This window comes from Pseudomonas sp. A25(2017), from assembly GCF_002001065.1.
In the GTDB taxonomy this organism is placed as follows: Bacteria; Pseudomonadota; Gammaproteobacteria; order Pseudomonadales; family Pseudomonadaceae; genus Aquipseudomonas; species Aquipseudomonas kilonensis.
This window is the reverse complement of record NZ_MUOA01000075.1, coordinates 12,447-31,792: the sequence shown is the minus strand read 5'-3', so window position 1 is coordinate 31,792 and position 19,346 is coordinate 12,447. Positions and strand designations below refer to the sequence as shown.

Sequence of the window (19,346 nt, the reverse complement as noted above, 5' to 3'; positions counted from 1 at the left end):
ATGGCTATCCTTGTCTGACCTTGACCTGACCGCTGCCGTCCAGGCACGCGGAAAAACTCACCTGCCGCCTGACCCCCTCCACATCCAGCAAAGCGTCGATGCTGAAGGACAGGCGAAGCGGATCGGCATGGCTTGGTATTGAAACGACACAGACATTCCTGAGGCGTGGCTCGTAGGCCTTGATGAACGCCTCGATCGCCTTGCGGGCCTGGCTCCCTGCGTCGTGCAGGCTCAAGCGCATGTCATTGAGATCCGGTAGCCCATAATCGGATAGCGTCTGCACGCTACCCGCCCGGGTGCTGAGCATCTTGGCCAGATGCGCAGCCACCGATGTCACGACACACATCTCACGGCTCAAACCCGCGCGCTTTTCTGAATCACCAGCCAGGCGCTCGAAAAGGCTGCCATACATCATGAGCGCGCCTACGCCTTGTCCAGCTTGCCAACCAACGACAGCGTGAAATCGGCCCCCATGTACTTGAAGTGAGGCCGTACGTTCAGGCCTACGCGATACCAACCCGGCTCACCTTCAACGTCGCTGACAATGATCTTCGCTGCGCGCAGCGGACGGCGGCCACGAACTTCGGCACTCGGGTTCTCCTGGTCGGCAACGTATTGGCGAATCCAGTTGTTGAGTTCACGCTCCAGATCCGTGCGCTCCTTCCATGACCCCAATTGCTCGCGCTGCAGAACCTTCAAGTAGTGAGCCAGTCGATTGACGATCATCATGTAGGGCAACTGAGTGCCAAGCTTGTAGTTCAGCTCGGCATGCTTGTCCTCGGCGCCGTTACCAAAGAACTTCGGCTTCTGCACGGAACTGGCGGAGAAGAACGCGGCGTTGTCACTGCCTTTGCGCATGGTCAGGGAGATGAAGCCTTCCTCGGCCAATTCGTACTCGCGTCGGTCGGACACCAGCACTTCGGTCGGGATCTTGGTTTCGATCTCACCCATGCTTTCGAAGTGGTGCAACGGCAGGTCTTCAACCGCGCCACCGCTTTGAGGGCCAACGATATTCGGGCACCAGCGGAATTTGGCAAAGCTGTCGGTCAGCCTTGTACCGAACGCGTATGCCGTGTTGCCCCACAGGTAGTGCTCGTGGCTGTTGGCTACGGTTTCCTTGTAGACGAATGACTTGACCGGGTTCTCTTGCGGATCGTAGGGGTTGCGCAACAGGAAGCGCGGTACGGTCAGACCAAAATAGCGAGCATCTTCCGATTGACGAAAGCTCTGCCACTTGGCGAATTGCGGACCTTCGAAGTGGTCCTTCAGGTCCTTGAGGTCCGGCAGGCCAGTAAAGCTTTCCAGGCCAAAGAATTTCGGACCTGCCGCGGCGATGAACGGTGCATGGGACATGCAAGCGACACTGGACACGTACTGCATCAACTTCACGTCCGGCGAGCTTGGCGACATGAAGTAGTTAGCGATGACCGCACCCACCGGCTGCCCACCGAACTGCCCGTATTCAGCGGTGTAGATATGTTTGTACAGGCCTGACTGCATGACTTCTGGCGAATCCTCGAAGTCGTCCAGCAAGTCGTCCTTGGAGACGTTGAGCATTTCTATCTTGATGTTTTCGCGGAAGTTGGTGCGGTCCACCAGCAACTGCAAACCGCGCCATGCCGACTCCAGGGCCTGGAATTGTGGGTGGTGGAGGATTTCGTCCACCTGGCGACTGAGCTTGGCGTCGATCTCGGCGATCATGCGGTCGACCATGGCCTTCTTGACCGGCTCGCCGCTGTTTTGCGGCTTGAGCAACTCTTCGATGAACGCAGATACGCCTCGCCTGGCAATGTCGTAGGCGTCATCGTCCGGGGTCAGGCGAGTCTGGGCGATGATGCTCTCAAGAATGCTGTAATCAGCGTTGTCCTGGCTTTGCTGCTGTACGGCATGGGTACTCATGTTTCGGCTTCCTTGGCTGAAAGAATCAAGCGTTCTTCGCTGTGGTGTTCAGACCCAGCTCATCCAGTACGCGGCGGCGGGACTCGTCATTGCCGAGTACGCCTTCGATGGCCTTGCGAAACGCCGGCGCGTTACCCAATGGCCCTTTGAGCGCCACCAGGGCATCGCGCAGCTCCATCAATTTGCTGAGCTCCGGCACCTGCTCGACCAGGCTCGCCGGGTTGAAATCCTTCATCGAGTTCACACGCAGCTGTACTGCCAACTCTTCAGTTTCGCTTTCTTCCTGGAGACGATTCGGTACGCTCAGGGTCAGGTTCAGCTCTTGCTTGGCCAACACTTCGTCGAAGGTCATCTTGTCGATGCCAATCGGCTTGCGGTCCTCGATCTTGCGTTCATCCCTGCGGTGGGTGTAATCACCGATCGCCAATAGTTTCAACGGCAGTTCAATTTCTTCCTGGGCACCGCCGGTGGCAGGTTTGAAGGTGACGTTGATGCGTTCCTTCGGGGCGATCGAGCCTTCTTTGGCCATGACTTTCTCCTTACAATTTTGGACCCGGAGGCCTATTCAATGACCCGTTCCAGGTCGAGGTGACACAACCTGCGATAGGTCTCTTCCTTGCACTCGCGTATGACGTGGTTCTGAGGCAATAACTCGCAGCAGCTGTGCAACAAATGCAGCACCTGTAACTCCAGGGTGGGCTCCCAGGTATTCAGGCCGGCGTGTTGCAGTGTCTGGTCGAGGACCTCGAGCTGGACTTTGGCGAGTTCGTATTTCCTCGCCGAGAAGCACAAGCGAGCCATCGCGAACCGCCAGAGGAAACACTCGCGTGCCCCAAGAGCGTTTTGCATGCCTTGCCTGAGTAACTGGACAGCGGGTTTGAGGCCATCCTTGGACAGGATCGACTGGGCCTCTTCCAGCGTCAGTTCCCAAGGCGCATCGTTGTGGGTGGTATCGATTTCGGGCGCCGCGCCGGGGTTTTTCAGGTGAGGCATGACCTGGGACGCGATCCACGCCCGCGTGGCGGGATCGGCGAACGGCGTACCGTCATGCCAGCGCAATTCGATAACCCCCGGCAGGCGCTGGATGAATAGCGCGAAATGGACCTCCACTTCACCCATGGCCAACTCGGCGTTCAACCCTTGCAGGCACTCCCAGGCAAGCCGCTGGCCATCGAGCCAGAACGGAGCCTTCGCCAGGCTGGCCTCGATCTCCACCAGCAGGTTCGCGTAATCGCCTTGGTGGAGACTGTCCTGATAAGCCTTGAGTTTGTCCGCCGGCACCCCACGCAACTGCGTGATCTGCTCGGCGTTACGCTCGGGCATGGCGTCAATGGTCAGCCAGGTCAAGGTACGGTTCAGGCGCAGGGCCCGAACGTCGGTTGCTTTTTGCTTGAGCCACCAGATGCATAACGGCCCTGCGCTTTCCTGCTGGGCGCGCAGAGCCTTGTGGGCTTCTTTTTCGTTTTCGATCGGAGCGCCGGGCGTGAGCAGTTGGGCGGCAACTTGCTTCACCTGAGCCACTACCGTCCCAATGGCACCCGCCTGCGGCAGGTTGTCAGTGGTACGCTGGATCATCGTGTTGAGGCGCCGACACAACGGGAGCAGCAGAGGCGCGTCATCACCCAAGTGGGCAGTGCAAGCGGTATCGAGACCTTCAAGTTGTTCGGTCAGATGGCGGAACAGCGGCAACTGCTCCTTGATCGCAACGTCATCGCCCAACGCCTGCTCCAGGCGAGGCATCAACCAATTGATGCTGGCGGCACGGGTTCGATTTTTGATCGGATGAATGTCAGGCCAATGGTTTTTACACAAGTGGTGCAAAAGACAGAGACCTGCCAGCAGCCCTTGGAAAGATTCGCGCTGATACAGCGCCCAAACCAGCCAGGCCGCCACTCGCAAGTCCTTCGACTGGGTACGCAGCAGCGCTTCACTTCCTTCACGGATCTTCAGCCAGTCGACCTGGCCGCTTTCGTGCATCGACTGGGCTTTGCCGAGCTCGCTTTCCAACGCCTCGTATTCATTCGAAAAGCGCACGTCCGCACCCGCAAAACCCTCTTTGGAGATGGGCATTTTGGCGAGAGCCAGGTAATGGGCGGACAGTTTTCCGGAATACGACATTCACGAGCCTGTTAAGAAAATTCAGTTTGTGAGATGGGCCGTTTTGGCGACATGGTTATTCAAGGTAAATATTCGGTTTCGCTTGTAGGAAGTTTCGCCAAATACAATCAAGGCATACCTAAAAACTCACACCGTCCCAACCAGCGGAACGCAGCGAAGAATGCCAAAATTATAAAAATAAAAAAGTAGGACCTTTCCTTTTTTTCAAAAAAATACCTCTTCAGAAAACGCCAAAAGCAGATTTTTTTGTCAAGTTTGAACACACCATCGCGCCAACTAAAAATCACTTCAAATCATTTCATTCTCACTTCCTACTTGCTGCGAAGAGAACTCCTACGTCCCTTTCTTTTTTTACGAGTCTCTGCGCGTTTCCCCATCAAGACTGCTTCAATGTGATCAGGAGTCAAAGCCAACGCCCAAGGAGCCGCGAATGTTCCACACCCCTGATTTGCGCGAAATTCATCTCACAATTCCTGACCTCGAACATGACCTCCAAGTGTTGGCCTTCGAAGGCTGCGAAGCTATCAGCACGCCTTATTCGTTCGATATCGAGCTCGTCAGCGAACAAAGCGATATGGAGTTGGAATGCTTGTTAAACCAGCAGGCATTTCTTGCATTCAACAAACAGGGAAGTGGTGTTCACGGGCTGATTTATCGTGTTGTACAAGGCGACACCGGAAAACGCTTGACGCATTACAAGATAAAACTGGTTCCACGATTGGCTTACTTGGAACACCGCACCAACCAGCGCATTTTTCAACACGTCAGTGTGCCGCAGATCATCACCTCGATCCTCAAGGAGCACGGTATCCTCACCGACGCCCATCGCTTCCGGTTAAGTGCAAGTTATTCGCCTCGTGACTACTGCGTGCAGTATTGCGAATCCGACTTGCACTTCATTGAGCGCCTGTGTCACGAAGAAGGCCTGCATTATCATTTCCAGCACAGTGAGGCGGGCCATCACCTGGTATTTGGTGATGACCAGACCGTATTCCCCCGGCTTGAGCACCGCACTGTCTATAAACACGGCAGCGGCATGGTTGACGACGAGCCGGTTATCCATCGATTTGGCCTGCGACTGGAGACCCGGACCAGCCGCGTCACGCGCCGTGATTACGATTTCAAGAAGTCGACATTCCTGCTGGAGAGCAGCTGTCAGCCCGGCATCGAAAAAATCCGACCCGACTTGGAAGTCTATGATTATCCAGGCGACTTTACCCAGGAAAAACGCGGCAGGTTATTGAGCCGGCGAGCCCTGGAACGCCATCGCGTCGACTACCGCCAGGCCGAAGGAAAGAGTGATCAGCCGGCACTGACGACGGGACACTTCCTGACATTGAGCGGGCACCCTCGCCAGGCATGGAATGATCTATGGCTCCTGACCGAAGTGCATCACGAAGGCAAACAGCCGCAGGTACTGGAGGAAATCACCCCCAGCGACACTGGCAGGGCTGAAGAGCACTTCAATCAAGGCTATCGCAATCACTTCGTTGCCACGCCTTGGGATGCGATCTTTCGTTCGCAACGGCTTTACCAAAAGCCACGTGTATGGGGCAGCCAGACGGCAATCGTCACGGGCCCCAAGGGTGAAGAGATCCACTGCGACCCGTATGGCCGGGTCAAGGTCAGGTTTTTCTGGGATCGGACGGGGGACTTCGACGACGGCAGCAGCTGTTGGTTGCGAGTCGCCTCCAATTGGGCGGGCAACAGCTACGGGGGCGTCACGATTCCGCGGGTGGGCATGGAAGTGTTGGTGACCTTCATGGAAGGCGATCCCGACAAGCCCCTGATCAGCGGATGCCTGACCAACAGCGCCAACGCTCGGCCCTACCCGCTGCCTGCGCACAAGACCCGCACCGTGTTTCGTTCTTGCAGCTCGCCGGGCAACAACGGCTTCAACGAGCTGCACCTGGAAGACCGCGCCGGTCAGGAGCTGATCTATCTGCGGGCCCAGCGTGACATGGAACAGAAGATCGAAAACGACAGCCGACTTGAGATTGGCAACGAGCGGCGGGAGACCATCAGGGGCAACAGCATCACCGTCCTGCACGCCGAGGAACATCGGACCACCGCCGCCGACCGTACGGTCCAGGTCGAAGGCAATGACTATCTACGCGTCGCCAACCGCCATACCCGTGTCGATCAGACACTGGCCGTCGAGGCCGGGCAGCAAATACAGATCAAGGCCGGCGCTCATGTGGTCCTTGAAGCAGGTGCATCTCTCAGTTTGAAAGCCGGGGGCCAGCACATCGTGATCGACCACAGTGGTATCTACAGCAGCAGTGAAATCCAGCTCGGCGGCGCCCCCATGGCCGGTGCTGCCGCTTCATCATTCACGCCTGGCTTGACGGATCCCTTGGCGGCTCCAGCCCCAGTGCTCGCCCCCACTCAACGCGCGCTGATAGCGGCCAGCAAAGCAGCGGGATTGGACTTTTGTCCGATCTGCGAGGCCTGCCGCGAGGGTCTCTGCCCAATGGAAGTCGCCGCCGCATGACTCGCTCACTCCCCCATCAATGGTTGATCGAACAACAACGCCTCGGCCACACCCTGTGTCTCGTCCTGGACTCAGAACATGAGCACCACACGCGCCAGGCATTGCTCAAGAGCAGTCGCCCCGACCAGTACCTGAGCGTGTACGGCCAAACCCAGGTCGCTGACCTTGCTGACGCGGGGCCCTTTGTCTTCAGCTTCGATCGGCCCGGCGACGAACACATCAATGAATTGCTTAACCGGCCGGACAGCCACTGGGGATGGCTTGCCAGCCTTCCCAAAGGGGGCCTGCCAACACTGGTGAAACACTGGCGTGAACGGCTGATCATCGGAGAGCGCCCCCATCAGGCGTTGTACCGCTTCCATGACAACCGTGTCCTGGCCCGGGCGCTCAAGCACCTGCCCGTTGAAGCCTATCCGGCCTATCTCGGGCCAGCGATCAGTGTCTGCTATTGGCAGGGCACTTGTTGGGCAAGCACCTATAACCCGGCCCCGGGGGAATATCCGCTACCCGACTCGCCTCTTTGGCTGCAGGTGCCTGTTACCCCGCAGCAAGCGAAGCAGACTCGCTTCCTCAATGCCCGCCGCTTCCTGTTGGCCGAGCATGTCCAGGCCTTCGCCTCCCTTGCCGAGCAACAGAACCCGGATGCGTGGTTGCGCGTCACGCTCGATCAGGCCGAGGTCTGGCACTGGCAGGCGCCCGAGCAGTTGGAGTTTTTACTGACCCAGCACCTGCAAGCACCCGCCCAGGCGCTGGCGCCGTACTGGCAAGTACGTTCAGCTGAAAGCCCCGACGAGCATTTTGAACGGGTGCGCCTGATGGCAGCGTTCTGGCAGGGAGATGCGCCGCCATGAAACAGGCTTTGTGCATTGCAAGTTTGAGCGGCCTGGCGATAACCGCAGGTTGTGCCAACACACAGCCGAACACGTTTACTTTTACGGCAGATTTGCCGCCTGATTTTGCCTACCAGGCTGTTGCGGTGTACGTGCCCGCCAAAGGGCAGACCTGCACCGTACCGGGCGGCAGAAATACAGAGGTCGGGTACAACCTGGAATGGCGGAAAAGTTACCAGCCAAACTCAGAAATAGACTTGTACAGAACCGTCAGCGGCTGCCCGTTGGTGATCTATCGCGTCAAGCTGGAAATCAACTCGGCGTATGGAAACGACTGGGGAGATATAAGCGGTGATTCCGCGGTCGTTGCCATACGCGATGAGTTGGAGCCGCGGTACAAGGGCGCTTTCAATGAATTGGATGAAAGTGTCTTTTATGGTCAGTGCCAGTGGTTGTTCCGTACTGCTGGGTCTAAACGACGCATCGTAAAAATCCTCGACTGCAAAAAAACCAATCCACAGGGCGAGCTTGGACGTGGACGCCCCTTCTCGGCGTACACCCTCGATCAGCTACCGGGTAAAACTATAAAAATGAAAATCAAGTTAGCCCCTGAGGAAGAACCCTATTTCACAGGCAAATGGGTGAAGTTCAAAAATGGATATAGACGCTGCATTGGTAAAAGCTTCGAAGATCAACATGCATTCTGTTACGGAAACCTCAAAAACTTCAGCACGTTTCAAATGCCCGACGGACAGAAATGCACCATTTATCCAGGCTGTACGGAATAAGGCCCTATCCCGTGACTACGTCCCACTCAAAAATACATGCGCTGTTGCGTAACGCAGGCTTGGGTTGTTCCATGGCGTTAATCGTTGGTTGCGCCAACAAACAAGCGAACACTTTTATCTTTACCGCTGATTTGCCGCCTGGCTTTGCCTACGAAGCGGCGGTGTACTACGTGCCCGCCCCAGGCGAAACCTGCACCGTCGAGACCCGGTATAACAAGGCGCCGGTATTCAATAGGGAGTGGCGTAAGGCATACAACCCCGATTCCGAAATCGTTATTCGCCGAACCCGTATGGGTTGCCCACTGGTGATCAGCCGCATTGAGCTCGAAATCAATTCCGCCTATGGCAAGGACTGGAGCGATATCAGTCAAGATTCAGCCAACGTCGTGATTCGCGATGAGCTGGAAGCGCAATACAAAGGCACGTTCAGCGAAGCGGGTGAAAGCACTTTTTACGGCCAATGCCAATGGTTGTTCCGCACCTCAGGCAAGCCCCGCATTCTCAGAAAAATCCTCGACTGCAAAAAAACCAACCCACAGGGCGAGCTTGGGCGTGGGCGTCCTTTCGCGGCGTACACCCTCGATCAGCTACCGGGCAAAACTGTAAAAATGAACATCAAGTTAGCCCCTGAGGAAGAGCCCTACTTCACAGGTAAATGGGTGAAGTTCAAAAATGGATATAAACGCTGCATGGGTAAAAGCTTCGAGGATCAACATGCATTCTGTTACGGAAATTTTAGAGACTTCAGTACATTTCAGATGCCTGATGGCCGAATTTGCTCCATCTACCCAGGATGCATCGAGTAAGGAAAAACTTCATGGCAATTTCAGATGACGAATTTAGCTCTGCTTTGAACAGGCGAATACTTACCTGCCCTCGTCAAGGCAAGTGGACCAGCTTTCAACTTACTGACGAATACGGCTCAGGCGAATCTTACGCTGGACTGGCCTACACAGTAATTGATTGCGAAGGGCTTATATATAACGGCCAACTGGACATCGATGGTGTAGGCAAAGTCACTAACCATTACGCTGGGCCAATTGCCCTTGCGTTTACTGAGCTGTACCAAGGAGGCAATGACGATTACAACGAACTGATAAGCAGGAAGCACTACCCCCTCCAAATCACCGAACTACAAGTCCGCGCCGAGCAAACCCGCTATCTAAACCCAAACGCCACACGCACCCGGGAAAATCCCGCACAAACCTGCGCAGACGATTTCTTCCAAGTGGAAGTACGGCACCTGGTCAAGCACGTCGCGCATTTGCCACCCGAGGTGTACCGCCATTACCCACTCCCTGCGGGGCCGGCACGACTGATGGGCGAACATGGCAAACTCGGTGTAGCGTTGATGCCGCAAAAACACACAGTGCTGGAAGTTCGCCCGTTACGCGCCTTGCGGCCCATGTTGTCCACCGCTCCCGAATTCTGTGCGCTGAACTTGTACCAATTGGCGATCATGTCGACCTTGACCTACTGCCCCTTCGGCCAGACACCTGACAAGGCTCCAATAAAAACGCCGCTGAACTTCTCCGAACAACCAAGCGTGGGCAACTGGTTCGCGGATGCATTGGCCAAGTTCGAAGAGCTCGGGGAGTTCTATCCGGAACAACCAAAACCCTACTACCCACTGTATGAAGACGTGCCCTACTCCAAACGCTTGGAGATCGTACCGTTCGATCCAGCCCTCTACGCGGTCAACGATCCGGAATTGGGTGTACATCAGGAACATCCCGCCAAAGTCCATTTTCTCGACGATACCGACAAGCAAGAAGGCACTGATACCCAGGCCTACATCACCCACAACGACGAACTGATCCTGATAGCAGTACGTGGCACCCAGCAAACCGCCGACTTCCTGCGCGACGCCGATGCACTCCAAGTGCCGTTTGAAGAAGGTGTCGGCCAGGTGCATCGAGGGTTCTATGGCGCTGCCAAAAAAACTGCGGCCTTCGTGACGAGCTATCTGGACAGGTTCTATGCAGGGCAAAAGCTGCTGATCTGCGGCCATAGCCTGGGAGGTGCGGTGGCGTTATTACTTTCAGAGATGCTGCGGCGTAGACCGGAAGGTTACACCCTCCAGCTCTACACCTACGGCGCCCCCCGCGCCGCCGACGCCACCTTCACAAAAAACGCCGAAGCCCTGGTGCACTACCGAATGGTCAACCACAACGACCCGATACCCAGCGTGCCCGGCAGTTGGATGAATACCAAGAGCGGTGTTTATGGCACAGGGTTGGCCCTTACGTTCGCCAACGTGCCGGTCGGCCTTTCCGTGTTCGTGGCGGGCATCACTAACTTGACGGGCGAGCCCTACGAACACCACGGTATCTTGCGGCACTTCCTGCCGGTGGAGTTCGATCGCAAGGAGCGCTCGTCGATCCTGTGGATGCCCCAGTGCGACACCATCACTCAACACGCCGCCTGCGAAGTGGCCCTTGAGCATAAATATGGCTTGCCGAACCGTCCGGCATTGCTGGCCCAACTCATCCAGACCGGTGATCACTTCATGGTCCCCAGCTACATTCCCGCTTGCTGGGCGACTTTGCGGCGCTGGCAGGAAGCGCAGATCGACGGAAGCACGCTGGCGACAAAACGCGAATATGAATGGATCGACAATGCGCTGACACGGATTACCCAACAGTTGCGCGATGAAGAGCGCTACCTGGCGGGACGGGGCGCGCCCAATGGGCGTAGCGAAAGCTCCATCAACATTGCGCTCATCCGTGAGGTCGACAAGATGCACAACACGCGCGCGCGCCTGGCTACGCTGCGCACCGCGTCGGTCAGTGAAAAAGACGTTTACGGAAGCTTGGCGGAACAACCCGAGCAACTGGCACACAACCTGGCCCGTTGGCAGGCACACCCTGAGAACAGGGTGGCCGAGCAACTGGCGATGGCGCCGGCCTTGGATGACGATAGTGAGTTGATCCGTGGTGCTCATGGGTATGCCATTGGTAAACCCTACACGCTGGATCTTGATTCCATCATCTGACTGGCGCAGCCGCCAATCCAGGCCTTCAGATCAGGTATGAACCGTGGTGCCGCCATCGCGAGCAGGCTCGCTCCCACAGGGGGTGGTGGTGGGCGCTCATTCCTGAGTTGCGCCTGTAGGAGCTGTCGAGCGAAGCGAGGCTGCGATCTTTCCCCAAGCACTTGAGTCTCAAGCGAAAGATCGCAGGCTTCGCCAGCTCCTACAGAGCCGACCGGGGCAGGCTCTGGCCATGAATTCCAGGACAATTCTGAGCCTTGTTTATTCTCCCTCCGCAAAGCTTCCACCCAGCTACACATCCTTGCGCCATTGCCTACAACTACGCCAGAATCCGCCCGCTTGTGCGCCTTGCTCATGGGTTCTATCGTTTCCCTGCCACTGCCCATCAGTGGTCGGGTTTAGTAGCCCGAGGTTTTCCGCAAGATGCATGAGCTCTCCACTCAGGCAGGTGTTCCAATTCCTGTCCTTGATGGTGGCTGTGCGCAGGGCGCTTCGGCGCGCCGGCAATGCTGGAATCCCCGGTCTACTAACCTGCGTACAGCCGCCACCCTTCTTTTAGTAGGGAAAGGGTCGCGGCCTAACTCAAGGATTCCAGCTTATGTTCAAAATAACTCCAAACCCTCCGGAAACGGACAACGCTTCCGCGCAAACCAAATCCAAAAAGCACGACGAAACCACCAAACGCGTCTTGGATCACTACCTGCTACCCAAACCGGAAAAGTCCGAAGAAGCATCCAATCCAGACCAGCTCTTCACCGTGAAAAAAAACGCCGACAACGAATGCCTGCTCGCCAACCTCAGCGAAAACCTGGCATCCGCCGACGCGATGATCAGCAACCTGGCCTTCGACCTGGAAGGCCCCCGCCGCCACATCGCCCTCGGCATCCAGCAATTGATCGAACTGAGTTCAATGCTGGCCAGCCGTGTGCTGGATAACGTCGACCCGCGCTAGCCGCTACACCACCCACCTGTGGCGAGGGGATTTATCCCCGCTGGGCTGCGCAGCGGCCCTAAACCAGCCAACTCGGTGTGTCAGGAAGATTGAGTTCACTGCTTTAGGGCTGCTGCGCAGCCCAGCGGGGATAAATCCCCTCGCCACGGGGACCGAGTATCTTTTGAGGCTTGGTGTGTAACGTGCTGCCGCCATCGCGAGCAAGCTCGCTCCCACAGGAGGCCTTCTGCCCCAACCCCGCGCACACCCGCGCCAACAAGGGGCGATTTACGGTCAAAGTTATTGGCCATTTCGATCCCCTTTTGGCCTCTCCTGCCGTTCTCTGAAACGCCCCACACCGCAAGACTGTGTTCAAACCGACCAGCCTTGCGGAGAACAAAAAAATGCTGACGATCTACTCAGACGATCACCACCTGCACCACGGCCGCTGCGAGTTGATGGACGGGCAGTTGATGCCCTGTTTCGAGATGCCGTCCCGGGCCGATCATGTGTTGGAGCGGGTCAAGGCGCAGGGGCTGGGGCCGGTGGAGGCGCCGCAGGATTTTGGCTTGGGGCCGATCCAGCGTATCCACAGCGCGGCGTACCTGGAGTTTTTCAAAGGCGCCTGGGACCGTTGGGCCAAGTACAACCGCGAGGGCGATTTGTTGCCCTTCACCTGGCCGGCGCGGACCTTTCGCACGGTCATCCCCACCAGCCTGCACGGCCAGTTGGGTTATTACAGTTTCGACGCGGGCGCGCCGATTACCGCCGGCACTTGGCAGGCGGCCTACAGCGCCGCGCAAGTGGCCCTCACCGCCCAGGCGGACATCCAGCGCGGTGCGCGCAGTGCCTTTGCGTTGTGCCGCCCACCGGGGCACCACGCCGCTGGCGATTTGATGGGCGGTTATTGCTACCTCAACAACGCGGCCATCGCCGCCCAGGCCTTTCTCGACCAGGGCCATAAGAAGGTCGCGATCCTGGATGTGGATTACCACCACGGCAACGGCACCCAATCGATTTTCTACGAACGCAGCGACGTGTTGTTCACGTCGATCCACGGCCATCCGGAGGCGGAGTTTCCGTTTTTCCTGGGTTATGCGGATGAGCACGGCGAAGGCGAAGGTGCGGGTTTCAACTACAACTACCCTTTGCCGGCCGGCTCAGGCTGGGACACCTGGAGCGCGGCGCTGGAGCAGGCCTGCGGGCAAATCCGGGGGTACGACGCCGATGTCATCGTCGTGTCCCTGGGCGTGGACACTTTCAAGGACGACCCCATCTCGCAATTCAAGCTCGACAGCCCGGATTACCTGGCGATGGGCAAGCGCATCGCGGCGCTCGGCAAGCCAACCCTGTTCGTGATGGAAGGTGGCTACGCGGTGGCAGAAATCGGCATCAATGCCGTGAACGTTCTTGAAGGTTTCCAAAGCGCCCCATGAGGAATCACAGCATGAACAGACTCAAGCGTTTTATGGCTCCAGCCGTGTGCGCCGCGCTGCTTTGCGGCGCGGTCCAGGCCGAGGAGCGCACCTTGCGCGTCTACAACTGGTTCGACTACATCACGCCCAAGGCCCTGGAGGATTTCAAGGCGCAGAACAGCCAGGTCAAGCTGGTCTACGACATCTTCGACACCAACGAGGCCCTGGAGGCCAAGCTGCTGACGGGCAACTCCGGCTATGACGTGGTGGTGCCGTCCAATGTGTTCCTGGCCAAGCAGATCGAAGCCGGGGTGTTCCAGCCCCTGGACCGCAGCAAGCTGCCGAACTGGAACCACCTCGACCCCAAGCTGATGAAGCTGATCGAAGCCAACGACCCGGGCAACAAGTTCGCCGTGCCGTACATGTACGGCACCATCCTGATCGGCTTCAACCCGGACAAGGTCAAGGCCGCCCTGGGCAACAACGCACCCGTGGACAGTTGGGAGCTGATCTTCAAGGAAGAGAACATCAGCAAGCTCAAGCAGTGCGGCGTGGCGCTGCTCGATTCGCCGTCGGAGATCCTGCCCCTGGCCTTGCAGCACCTGGGCCTGGACCCCAACAGCAAGAAGCCGGCGGACTACGCCAAGGCTGAAGCGCTGATGATGAAGGTGCGCCCGTACATCACTTACTTCCACTCGTCCAAGTACATGGCCGACATCGCCAACGGTGAGATCTGCGTGGCGGTGGGTTACTCCGGCAGCTTCTCCCAGGCGGCCAACCGCGCCAAGGAAGCCAAGAACGGCGTGACGGTGGACATGCGCCTGCCCAAGGAAGGTGCGCCGATCTGGTTCGACATGCTCGCCATCCCCAAAGGCGCGAAAAACCCGGACGACGCCTACACCTTCATCAACTACTTGCTGCAACCACAGGTGATCGCGCCGGTGAGTGATTTTGTCGGCTACCCGAACCCGAACAAGGACGCCACCGAAATGGTCGACCCGGTGATCCGTGGCAACCCCAACCTGTACCCGACCGCTGCGGCCATGACCACGCTCTACACTTTGCAACCCTTGCCCCGGGACGCCGAGCGCGCACGCACGCGTGCCTGGACCCGGATCAAATCCGGCCAATGAAGGCCATGGTGGGAGCAAGCTTTGCTCCCACCAGCGTATACATAGTTACCACCTGCCCCGTCCCTTGCCTCTCTAGCATGCAAACCCCGAAGCATTCGGCTTCGGGGTTTTCATCCATCTCGAGACAGGGACAACTCAGATGACATCAGACCCTACCGGCACCGACCCGGCATTCAACGCGAGTATCAGGAGCACGCTGCTCAACCAGTTGCTCGCTGGCCCCACCTACCCGGAAGTGGCGGCCATACTCCTGCGGGACGCGCTCAAGAAGCTGTACCCCTCACTGGATCTCGACCCGCATACCACCGTCATCGGCGAACCGGCCTGGGACATCGTCGGCGGCGAGATCGTAGCGCGCCCCACCCGTTATGAATCGCTCAGCGATTTGCTCGCCTCGCGGGTGGACCAGAGCAAACCCACGTTGTTGATTGAAGGGCTGCACTTCCTGACCCAATTGCCGATCACCGTACCCGAGGTGCATTTGCCGGTGCGCATCGACCAGATCGGCCGTTTGATCAACGAGCTGTTACCGGCCATGTTGCCGGCCAGCCAAGAGCAACAACTGGCGTACTGGAACACGCCGTTCGGCAATTACGGCCCACGCTGGCATGAACTCTCCCACACGCTGCGCATGCTCTGGGACGTCAAGCAGATCGAGGGCTGGACGGCGGCTGAATGCGACATGGCCCGGCAACTGTTCCTGTACCCCGATCCACAGGACCGTAAGGACAGCTATGACAGCCACGCGTATCTGGTCGACATCGAGAAGGTCGACGGCGACGAGGTCAACCGCGTGAATGAAAACTCGCTGGTGGTGCTGATTGGCCAGATTGACAACAAGGAGGTCATCCTGGCGCACTCGTTGCTCAACGGTTATGAAAAGTTCGCTTCACGGCAGGCGTTGGGACAAGCCCTTTCAGAGCATCTGGGCATCCTGGTCCATCCGACGACAATTCGCTGGCAGCTCTATGAGCCCAACGGCAATATTTTCGACAGCAAGGCCTGCGCGATCATCACCGTGCAGGTCAAGGTCCTTGGCATCCCCAACATCAGCTTAAATCCGACCTTTGTTGACGACGAACCATCGGCCCCCAGCGGAATGGACTTAGGACCTGGCGAAAGCTGGTTTCAAAAACAGTTGCCCGAGTGGCTGCAGACAGCATCGATCTCCGACCAGATCCTGTTCGCCCAATACATGAAGAATCTTTCGGCGCTGAGCAGCTCCCACGCCGGAAAAACCTACCTGGACGACATTCCCCCCATCAAAACGTATGCATCGCAGGCGCTGAAAACGCAGATGCAATCCGACCACGACGACGCTTCGACGCTGGACCCGGAAAAAATCGAGATCGAGATAAAAAGCCCGGTGGTCTGGGGCACCTTCGTTGTGCCCTTCAAGTTGGATACCACCCAGTTCAACCTCGTCGATCTGGCGTTGCAAAACCTGATTGCCCTGCCCACGGGCAGCAAGACGGTGAGGTCCCTCGACGCAACCGTGTTGCCCGCGTGGTTAACGGTGGACTACGTCGAGAAGCTCATCACCCAAGTCGATATCGGTCGCGTTTATCCCGACCTGATCAAGCGCAAACTGCTCGATGACCCGGCGGAGTCGACCCGCCGCGAAAACCTGTACACCTCACAGTTGCGCATACAGCTGCCCATGCTTGCGCTGGAGGGCAAACTCCGTGGGTGGGGCAATATCGATGAGCGCGGTTGTCGTTATGTCGCGGCGCTGATGGAGCCCCTGGAAGACGACCGCAAGGTAGACGGGCAAACCATCGTCCTGCGCAAACTGGCTTTCGTGCCCGAGCTGCAGTTGGGGCTTTCGGAGGACATCGTCGCCAACATGTTCGTGATCGGCCCGCAGACGCCAAGTGCCGGTCCTTGCCTGCTGTATCGCCCGTTGCTTGAACCGCAGCTGTGGCAGTTCCCGTCGTTCAGCAACTTGCTGTACACCATCAGGCAAAACGCACCCTTGCGCCAATCGGTACTGGCGTGGCTGCCCGATGGGGTACGAGAAACCTACGGCCGCGATGTCTTTCCAGGCGCCCTGCCCTCGCCCTGGACCATCGTGGAGTTCGCGGCATCCCCACTGGAGTCCTTGTCCAATAACGGTCCTGTCAGTCTTAGTGACGAGACCCTGGGCGCCGACTTCCTGCCACTGTTGTTCCGGGCCAACGCCAATGCCTTGGTCACACTCGCCGATCATCAGTCGGTCTCCAATCGCGAAAGCCGTTGGGAGTCTTTCAAGCAGGCCGGCTGGCTGATTTTCAATCTGGCGCTGCCCTACCTCGGCACCACGGTGGCCACCGCGACCTGGCTCTGGCAGATCCTGGACGACCTTGAACAGCTGACGCAGAGTGACGAAGAAACCAATAGCCAGGACAAGTGGGCGCTCTTTGTCGATGTGTTGTTGAACGTCTCCTTGGGGATCATCCATTACGTGATTGACGGCACCAGGGCGAGCAAAGGTAGCCGTCCGACAGAAGCCCCGGAGATTGCCCCGCCACAAATCCCGCCAGTGCCCAAACCCAAGCTCACGATCGAAACGCTCGCGCCGCTCACCAAGCCAGAGCTGCCGCAAGAGCACTACGAGGTCGTTCATACCAGTGGTGCGTTGATCGGCAGGTCGAGCAAGCGCGCCAATCTGCTCGATAGCTTCAGCATCGCGGCCCCCGATTCCCCTGGACAACCCAGGACCGAAGGCGTGCTCAAGGGTCTCTATGAGAAAGAGGGGAAGTGGTACGCGAAAATGACGGGAAAATGGTTCGAGGTCACCGTAGAGGGCGACCAGGCCTGCATCATTGATGGAGCCCGCACCGGCCCTCCGCTGATCCATGATGCGCACGGCCAGTGGCAGATCGATACCCGCTTGCGCTTGCGCGGCGGCGGCTCAAAAGGTGCTCGGCAGAAGGTCGTCGCCGAGGCACGACACCGCAGCGTGGAGCTGCTGGCCGAACTCAACCAGTTTGAAGAACAGAAACCGGCGAACCAGACGTTGCTGACCATGGACGCGCAGGAAATGAGCCAGGCGTCCGGCGCGGCCCGGGAAACCAAGCGTGTGGAGTATCTGACGACCCTGGAAGCCCAGCGAAAAAACTACGAAAAAGCGCTGAAGACGTTGATTGAATGGCCGGTCTTCCAGTCACGCCCCGATTACCCTCGCGTCAGCCTTGGTTACCTGAACGCGCAAGTAAACTTCACCTTCGCGGAAATGGATGTATTGCGAGAGCGCTTTACGCCTGCCATTACCGATGCCATGGGCATGATCACGTCCGAGGTCAAGGTGCTGGAGCAACAACACATCGATGCGGCCAACACCATGATCAACGCCGGTCACGACATGATCGAGCGCCTGGACTACATGGAGACCCGTTTTTCCAGGCTCAAGGAGTTGGGACGCGAAGGCTTTGAGTTTGTCCGCCAGTACCGTGGAAAGATGCCGACCTACAACAGTGACGATCTGCGACTTATCCAGCTGGATATGTACCGCCACCTCTGCCTGTCTCTTGAAAGCGTCGAGACGATGCCTGAAGGCTGGGTGGAAATTAACCGGATTGTCGACAACGCGACGGTGGCCTTCCAAAGCCTGCGCGACGCCGTGGATGAGCGAAGCATGATCCGGCTGGATGAACAAATCGATGCACTGGGCAGCCTGACGGAACAGTTCGCCGCCATCGAAGAACATCTCGACTACATGGGTAGCGAATACCAGGACAGCGCCAGCCCTGCACAACTCACTCGCCTGACCCGGCAGATAGGCGATTGTAGAAGACGAGCGTTGCGCCAGTTGGCCCAAGCCCTCGATGAGCGAAGCAACCGGCGAAGATCAGGCCGCGCTCATGAGCCACGTCCACGGCCCAGGAAAAAATTCATCAGGGCCCGCTTCTGGGGCGTCATCAGTGGCGAGCCTCGCTTATCGCAGCTGCACGAGGAAACGGATTGGGTCGATGTGAAGAATCCGTTCTCGGATGAAATCATCGCCTCGTTCCACCGCAAGGAAACCGGCGAATGGGCGCCCCACGTGATGTCCGACCCGCCTCCCCTGGCAGTCCCTTCACTGGACACGAGCGTTCGCAAAGGCCAAGCCCTGATCGACGGGCTGACTGCGTTCAAGGCGCAAATTGAACAAGACGTGGAAAAGCCAGGCCGGACACCGGCCGGTGTGGCAATGATCCTCAATGCCCACGCCAGCAGGATGGAGAAGGTCGGCATCGCGATCAGGAAGGCACTCGACCAGGCACAAGGCGTTGCCACCAACGAAACGATTGAAATATCAGAGGCGCAGCAGCGCTCGGCCGAAACCTTGCGATTGCGCCTCAAAAGAGAATCGAAGTCGCTCTATGAACAGGAATTCGAAACCGTACTGAACATCATCAAGCAGAGCCCTCCGACCATGAGCGGCGTGATCTGGCTGAAAGACCGTAACCGTATTTCCATCACCAAACGGATCAACCGCCAACGCATCAAGGGCCGCACACATGGTTACCTCGACAGGTATGAAATCAAGGACAAGAAGACCAGCAAGACCCTCTGGTTCGCCGACTTCCTCTACTCCACGAACTGGGTGCCTGCCCGTACGTTCCTTGCGGCACGCCTGAAAACAGTGGAGCAGGTGCTGCTGGGCGTGGCCGAGGTCTCTACAAAGGGCTTTAGCCAGCGTCAGTTGATCAATCATTACCGCAGCGAAATTGCCGTGGACCAGGCCCAGCAGGTGTTCTTTCCAAAGGAGCGGCCATAAGGCCG

At 57.8% G+C, this 19,346-nt stretch carries 13 protein-coding genes; 9 read left to right on the top strand and 4 right to left on the bottom strand.

What is annotated here, in order from left to right; translation table 11 throughout:
• Nucleotides 1-4: 4 nt before the first annotated feature.
• From tssE to tssA, 4 genes are read right to left on the bottom strand one after another with little or no spacing between them, the layout of a single operon-like run.
• A complete protein-coding gene (tssE, locus tag B0E42_RS19205) occupies nt 5-415 on the bottom strand; it encodes a type VI secretion system baseplate subunit TssE (protein WP_053183136.1) in 411 nt (136 codons plus the stop codon).
• A gap of 8 nt (nt 416-423) precedes the next feature.
• Entirely contained in the window at nt 424-1,899 is a 1,476-nt protein-coding gene (gene tssC, locus B0E42_RS19200) for a type VI secretion system contractile sheath large subunit (RefSeq protein ID WP_077507065.1), read from the bottom strand.
• A 25-nt stretch (nt 1,900-1,924) separates the two neighbouring features.
• Nucleotides 1,925-2,428, bottom strand: coding sequence for a type VI secretion system contractile sheath small subunit (tssB, locus tag B0E42_RS19195; RefSeq protein ID WP_053183142.1), 504 nt, complete (start codon nt 2,426-2,428; stop codon nt 1,925-1,927).
• Nucleotides 2,429-2,460: 32 nt separating this feature from the next.
• Complete coding sequence (gene tssA, locus B0E42_RS19190; protein ID WP_053186286.1) at nt 2,461-4,017, bottom strand: type VI secretion system protein TssA; 1,557 nt, start codon at nt 4,015-4,017, stop codon at nt 2,461-2,463.
• A gap of 430 nt (nt 4,018-4,447) precedes the next feature.
• Between tssA and B0E42_RS19180 the strand changes: the two genes are divergently transcribed.
• The 9 genes from B0E42_RS19180 (at nt 4,448) to B0E42_RS19140 (ending at nt 19,341) form a co-directional block, all read left to right on the top strand.
• Nucleotides 4,448-6,511 carry a type VI secretion system tip protein VgrG gene (locus tag B0E42_RS19180; RefSeq protein WP_077507063.1) on the top strand — a complete coding sequence of 688 codons (2,064 nt, stop codon included), beginning with the start codon at nt 4,448-4,450 and terminating at the stop codon, nt 6,509-6,511.
• The gene (locus tag B0E42_RS19175) at nt 6,508-7,362 is read left to right on the top strand and encodes a DUF4123 domain-containing protein (protein WP_077507062.1); all 855 of its coding nucleotides are present in this window, start codon (nt 6,508-6,510) and stop codon (nt 7,360-7,362) included. Before B0E42_RS19180 ends, B0E42_RS19175 begins: the two co-directional genes overlap by 4 nt.
• The gene (locus B0E42_RS19170; protein WP_077507061.1) at nt 7,359-8,129 is read left to right on the top strand and encodes a hypothetical protein; all 771 of its coding nucleotides are present in this window, start codon (nt 7,359-7,361) and stop codon (nt 8,127-8,129) included. Before B0E42_RS19175 ends, B0E42_RS19170 begins: the two co-directional genes overlap by 4 nt.
• 71 nt (nt 8,130-8,200) lie before the next feature.
• Nucleotides 8,201-8,935 carry a hypothetical protein gene (locus B0E42_RS19165; protein ID WP_077507060.1) on the top strand — a complete coding sequence of 245 codons (735 nt, stop codon included), beginning with the start codon at nt 8,201-8,203 and terminating at the stop codon, nt 8,933-8,935.
• A gap of 11 nt (nt 8,936-8,946) precedes the next feature.
• Nucleotides 8,947-11,124: a lipase gene (locus B0E42_RS19160; RefSeq protein WP_053183159.1), complete on the top strand. Its 2,178-nt coding sequence runs from the start codon at nt 8,947-8,949 to the stop codon at nt 11,122-11,124.
• A 595-nt stretch (nt 11,125-11,719) separates the two neighbouring features.
• On the top strand, nt 11,720-12,073 hold the full coding sequence (locus tag B0E42_RS19155) for a DUF6124 family protein (protein ID WP_077507059.1): 354 nt from the start codon (nt 11,720-11,722) through the stop codon (nt 12,071-12,073).
• Between the two features lie 383 nt (nt 12,074-12,456).
• Complete coding sequence (locus tag B0E42_RS19150) at nt 12,457-13,488, top strand: histone deacetylase family protein (RefSeq protein WP_077507058.1); 1,032 nt, start codon at nt 12,457-12,459, stop codon at nt 13,486-13,488.
• Nucleotides 13,489-13,499: 11 nt separating this feature from the next.
• Nucleotides 13,500-14,600, top strand: coding sequence for a polyamine ABC transporter substrate-binding protein (locus B0E42_RS19145; RefSeq protein WP_077507057.1), 1,101 nt, complete (start codon nt 13,500-13,502; stop codon nt 14,598-14,600).
• Nucleotides 14,601-14,739: 139 nt separating this feature from the next.
• Complete coding sequence (locus tag B0E42_RS19140) at nt 14,740-19,341, top strand: dermonecrotic toxin domain-containing protein (protein ID WP_077507056.1); 4,602 nt, start codon at nt 14,740-14,742, stop codon at nt 19,339-19,341.
• Nucleotides 19,342-19,346 lie beyond the last annotated feature (5 nt).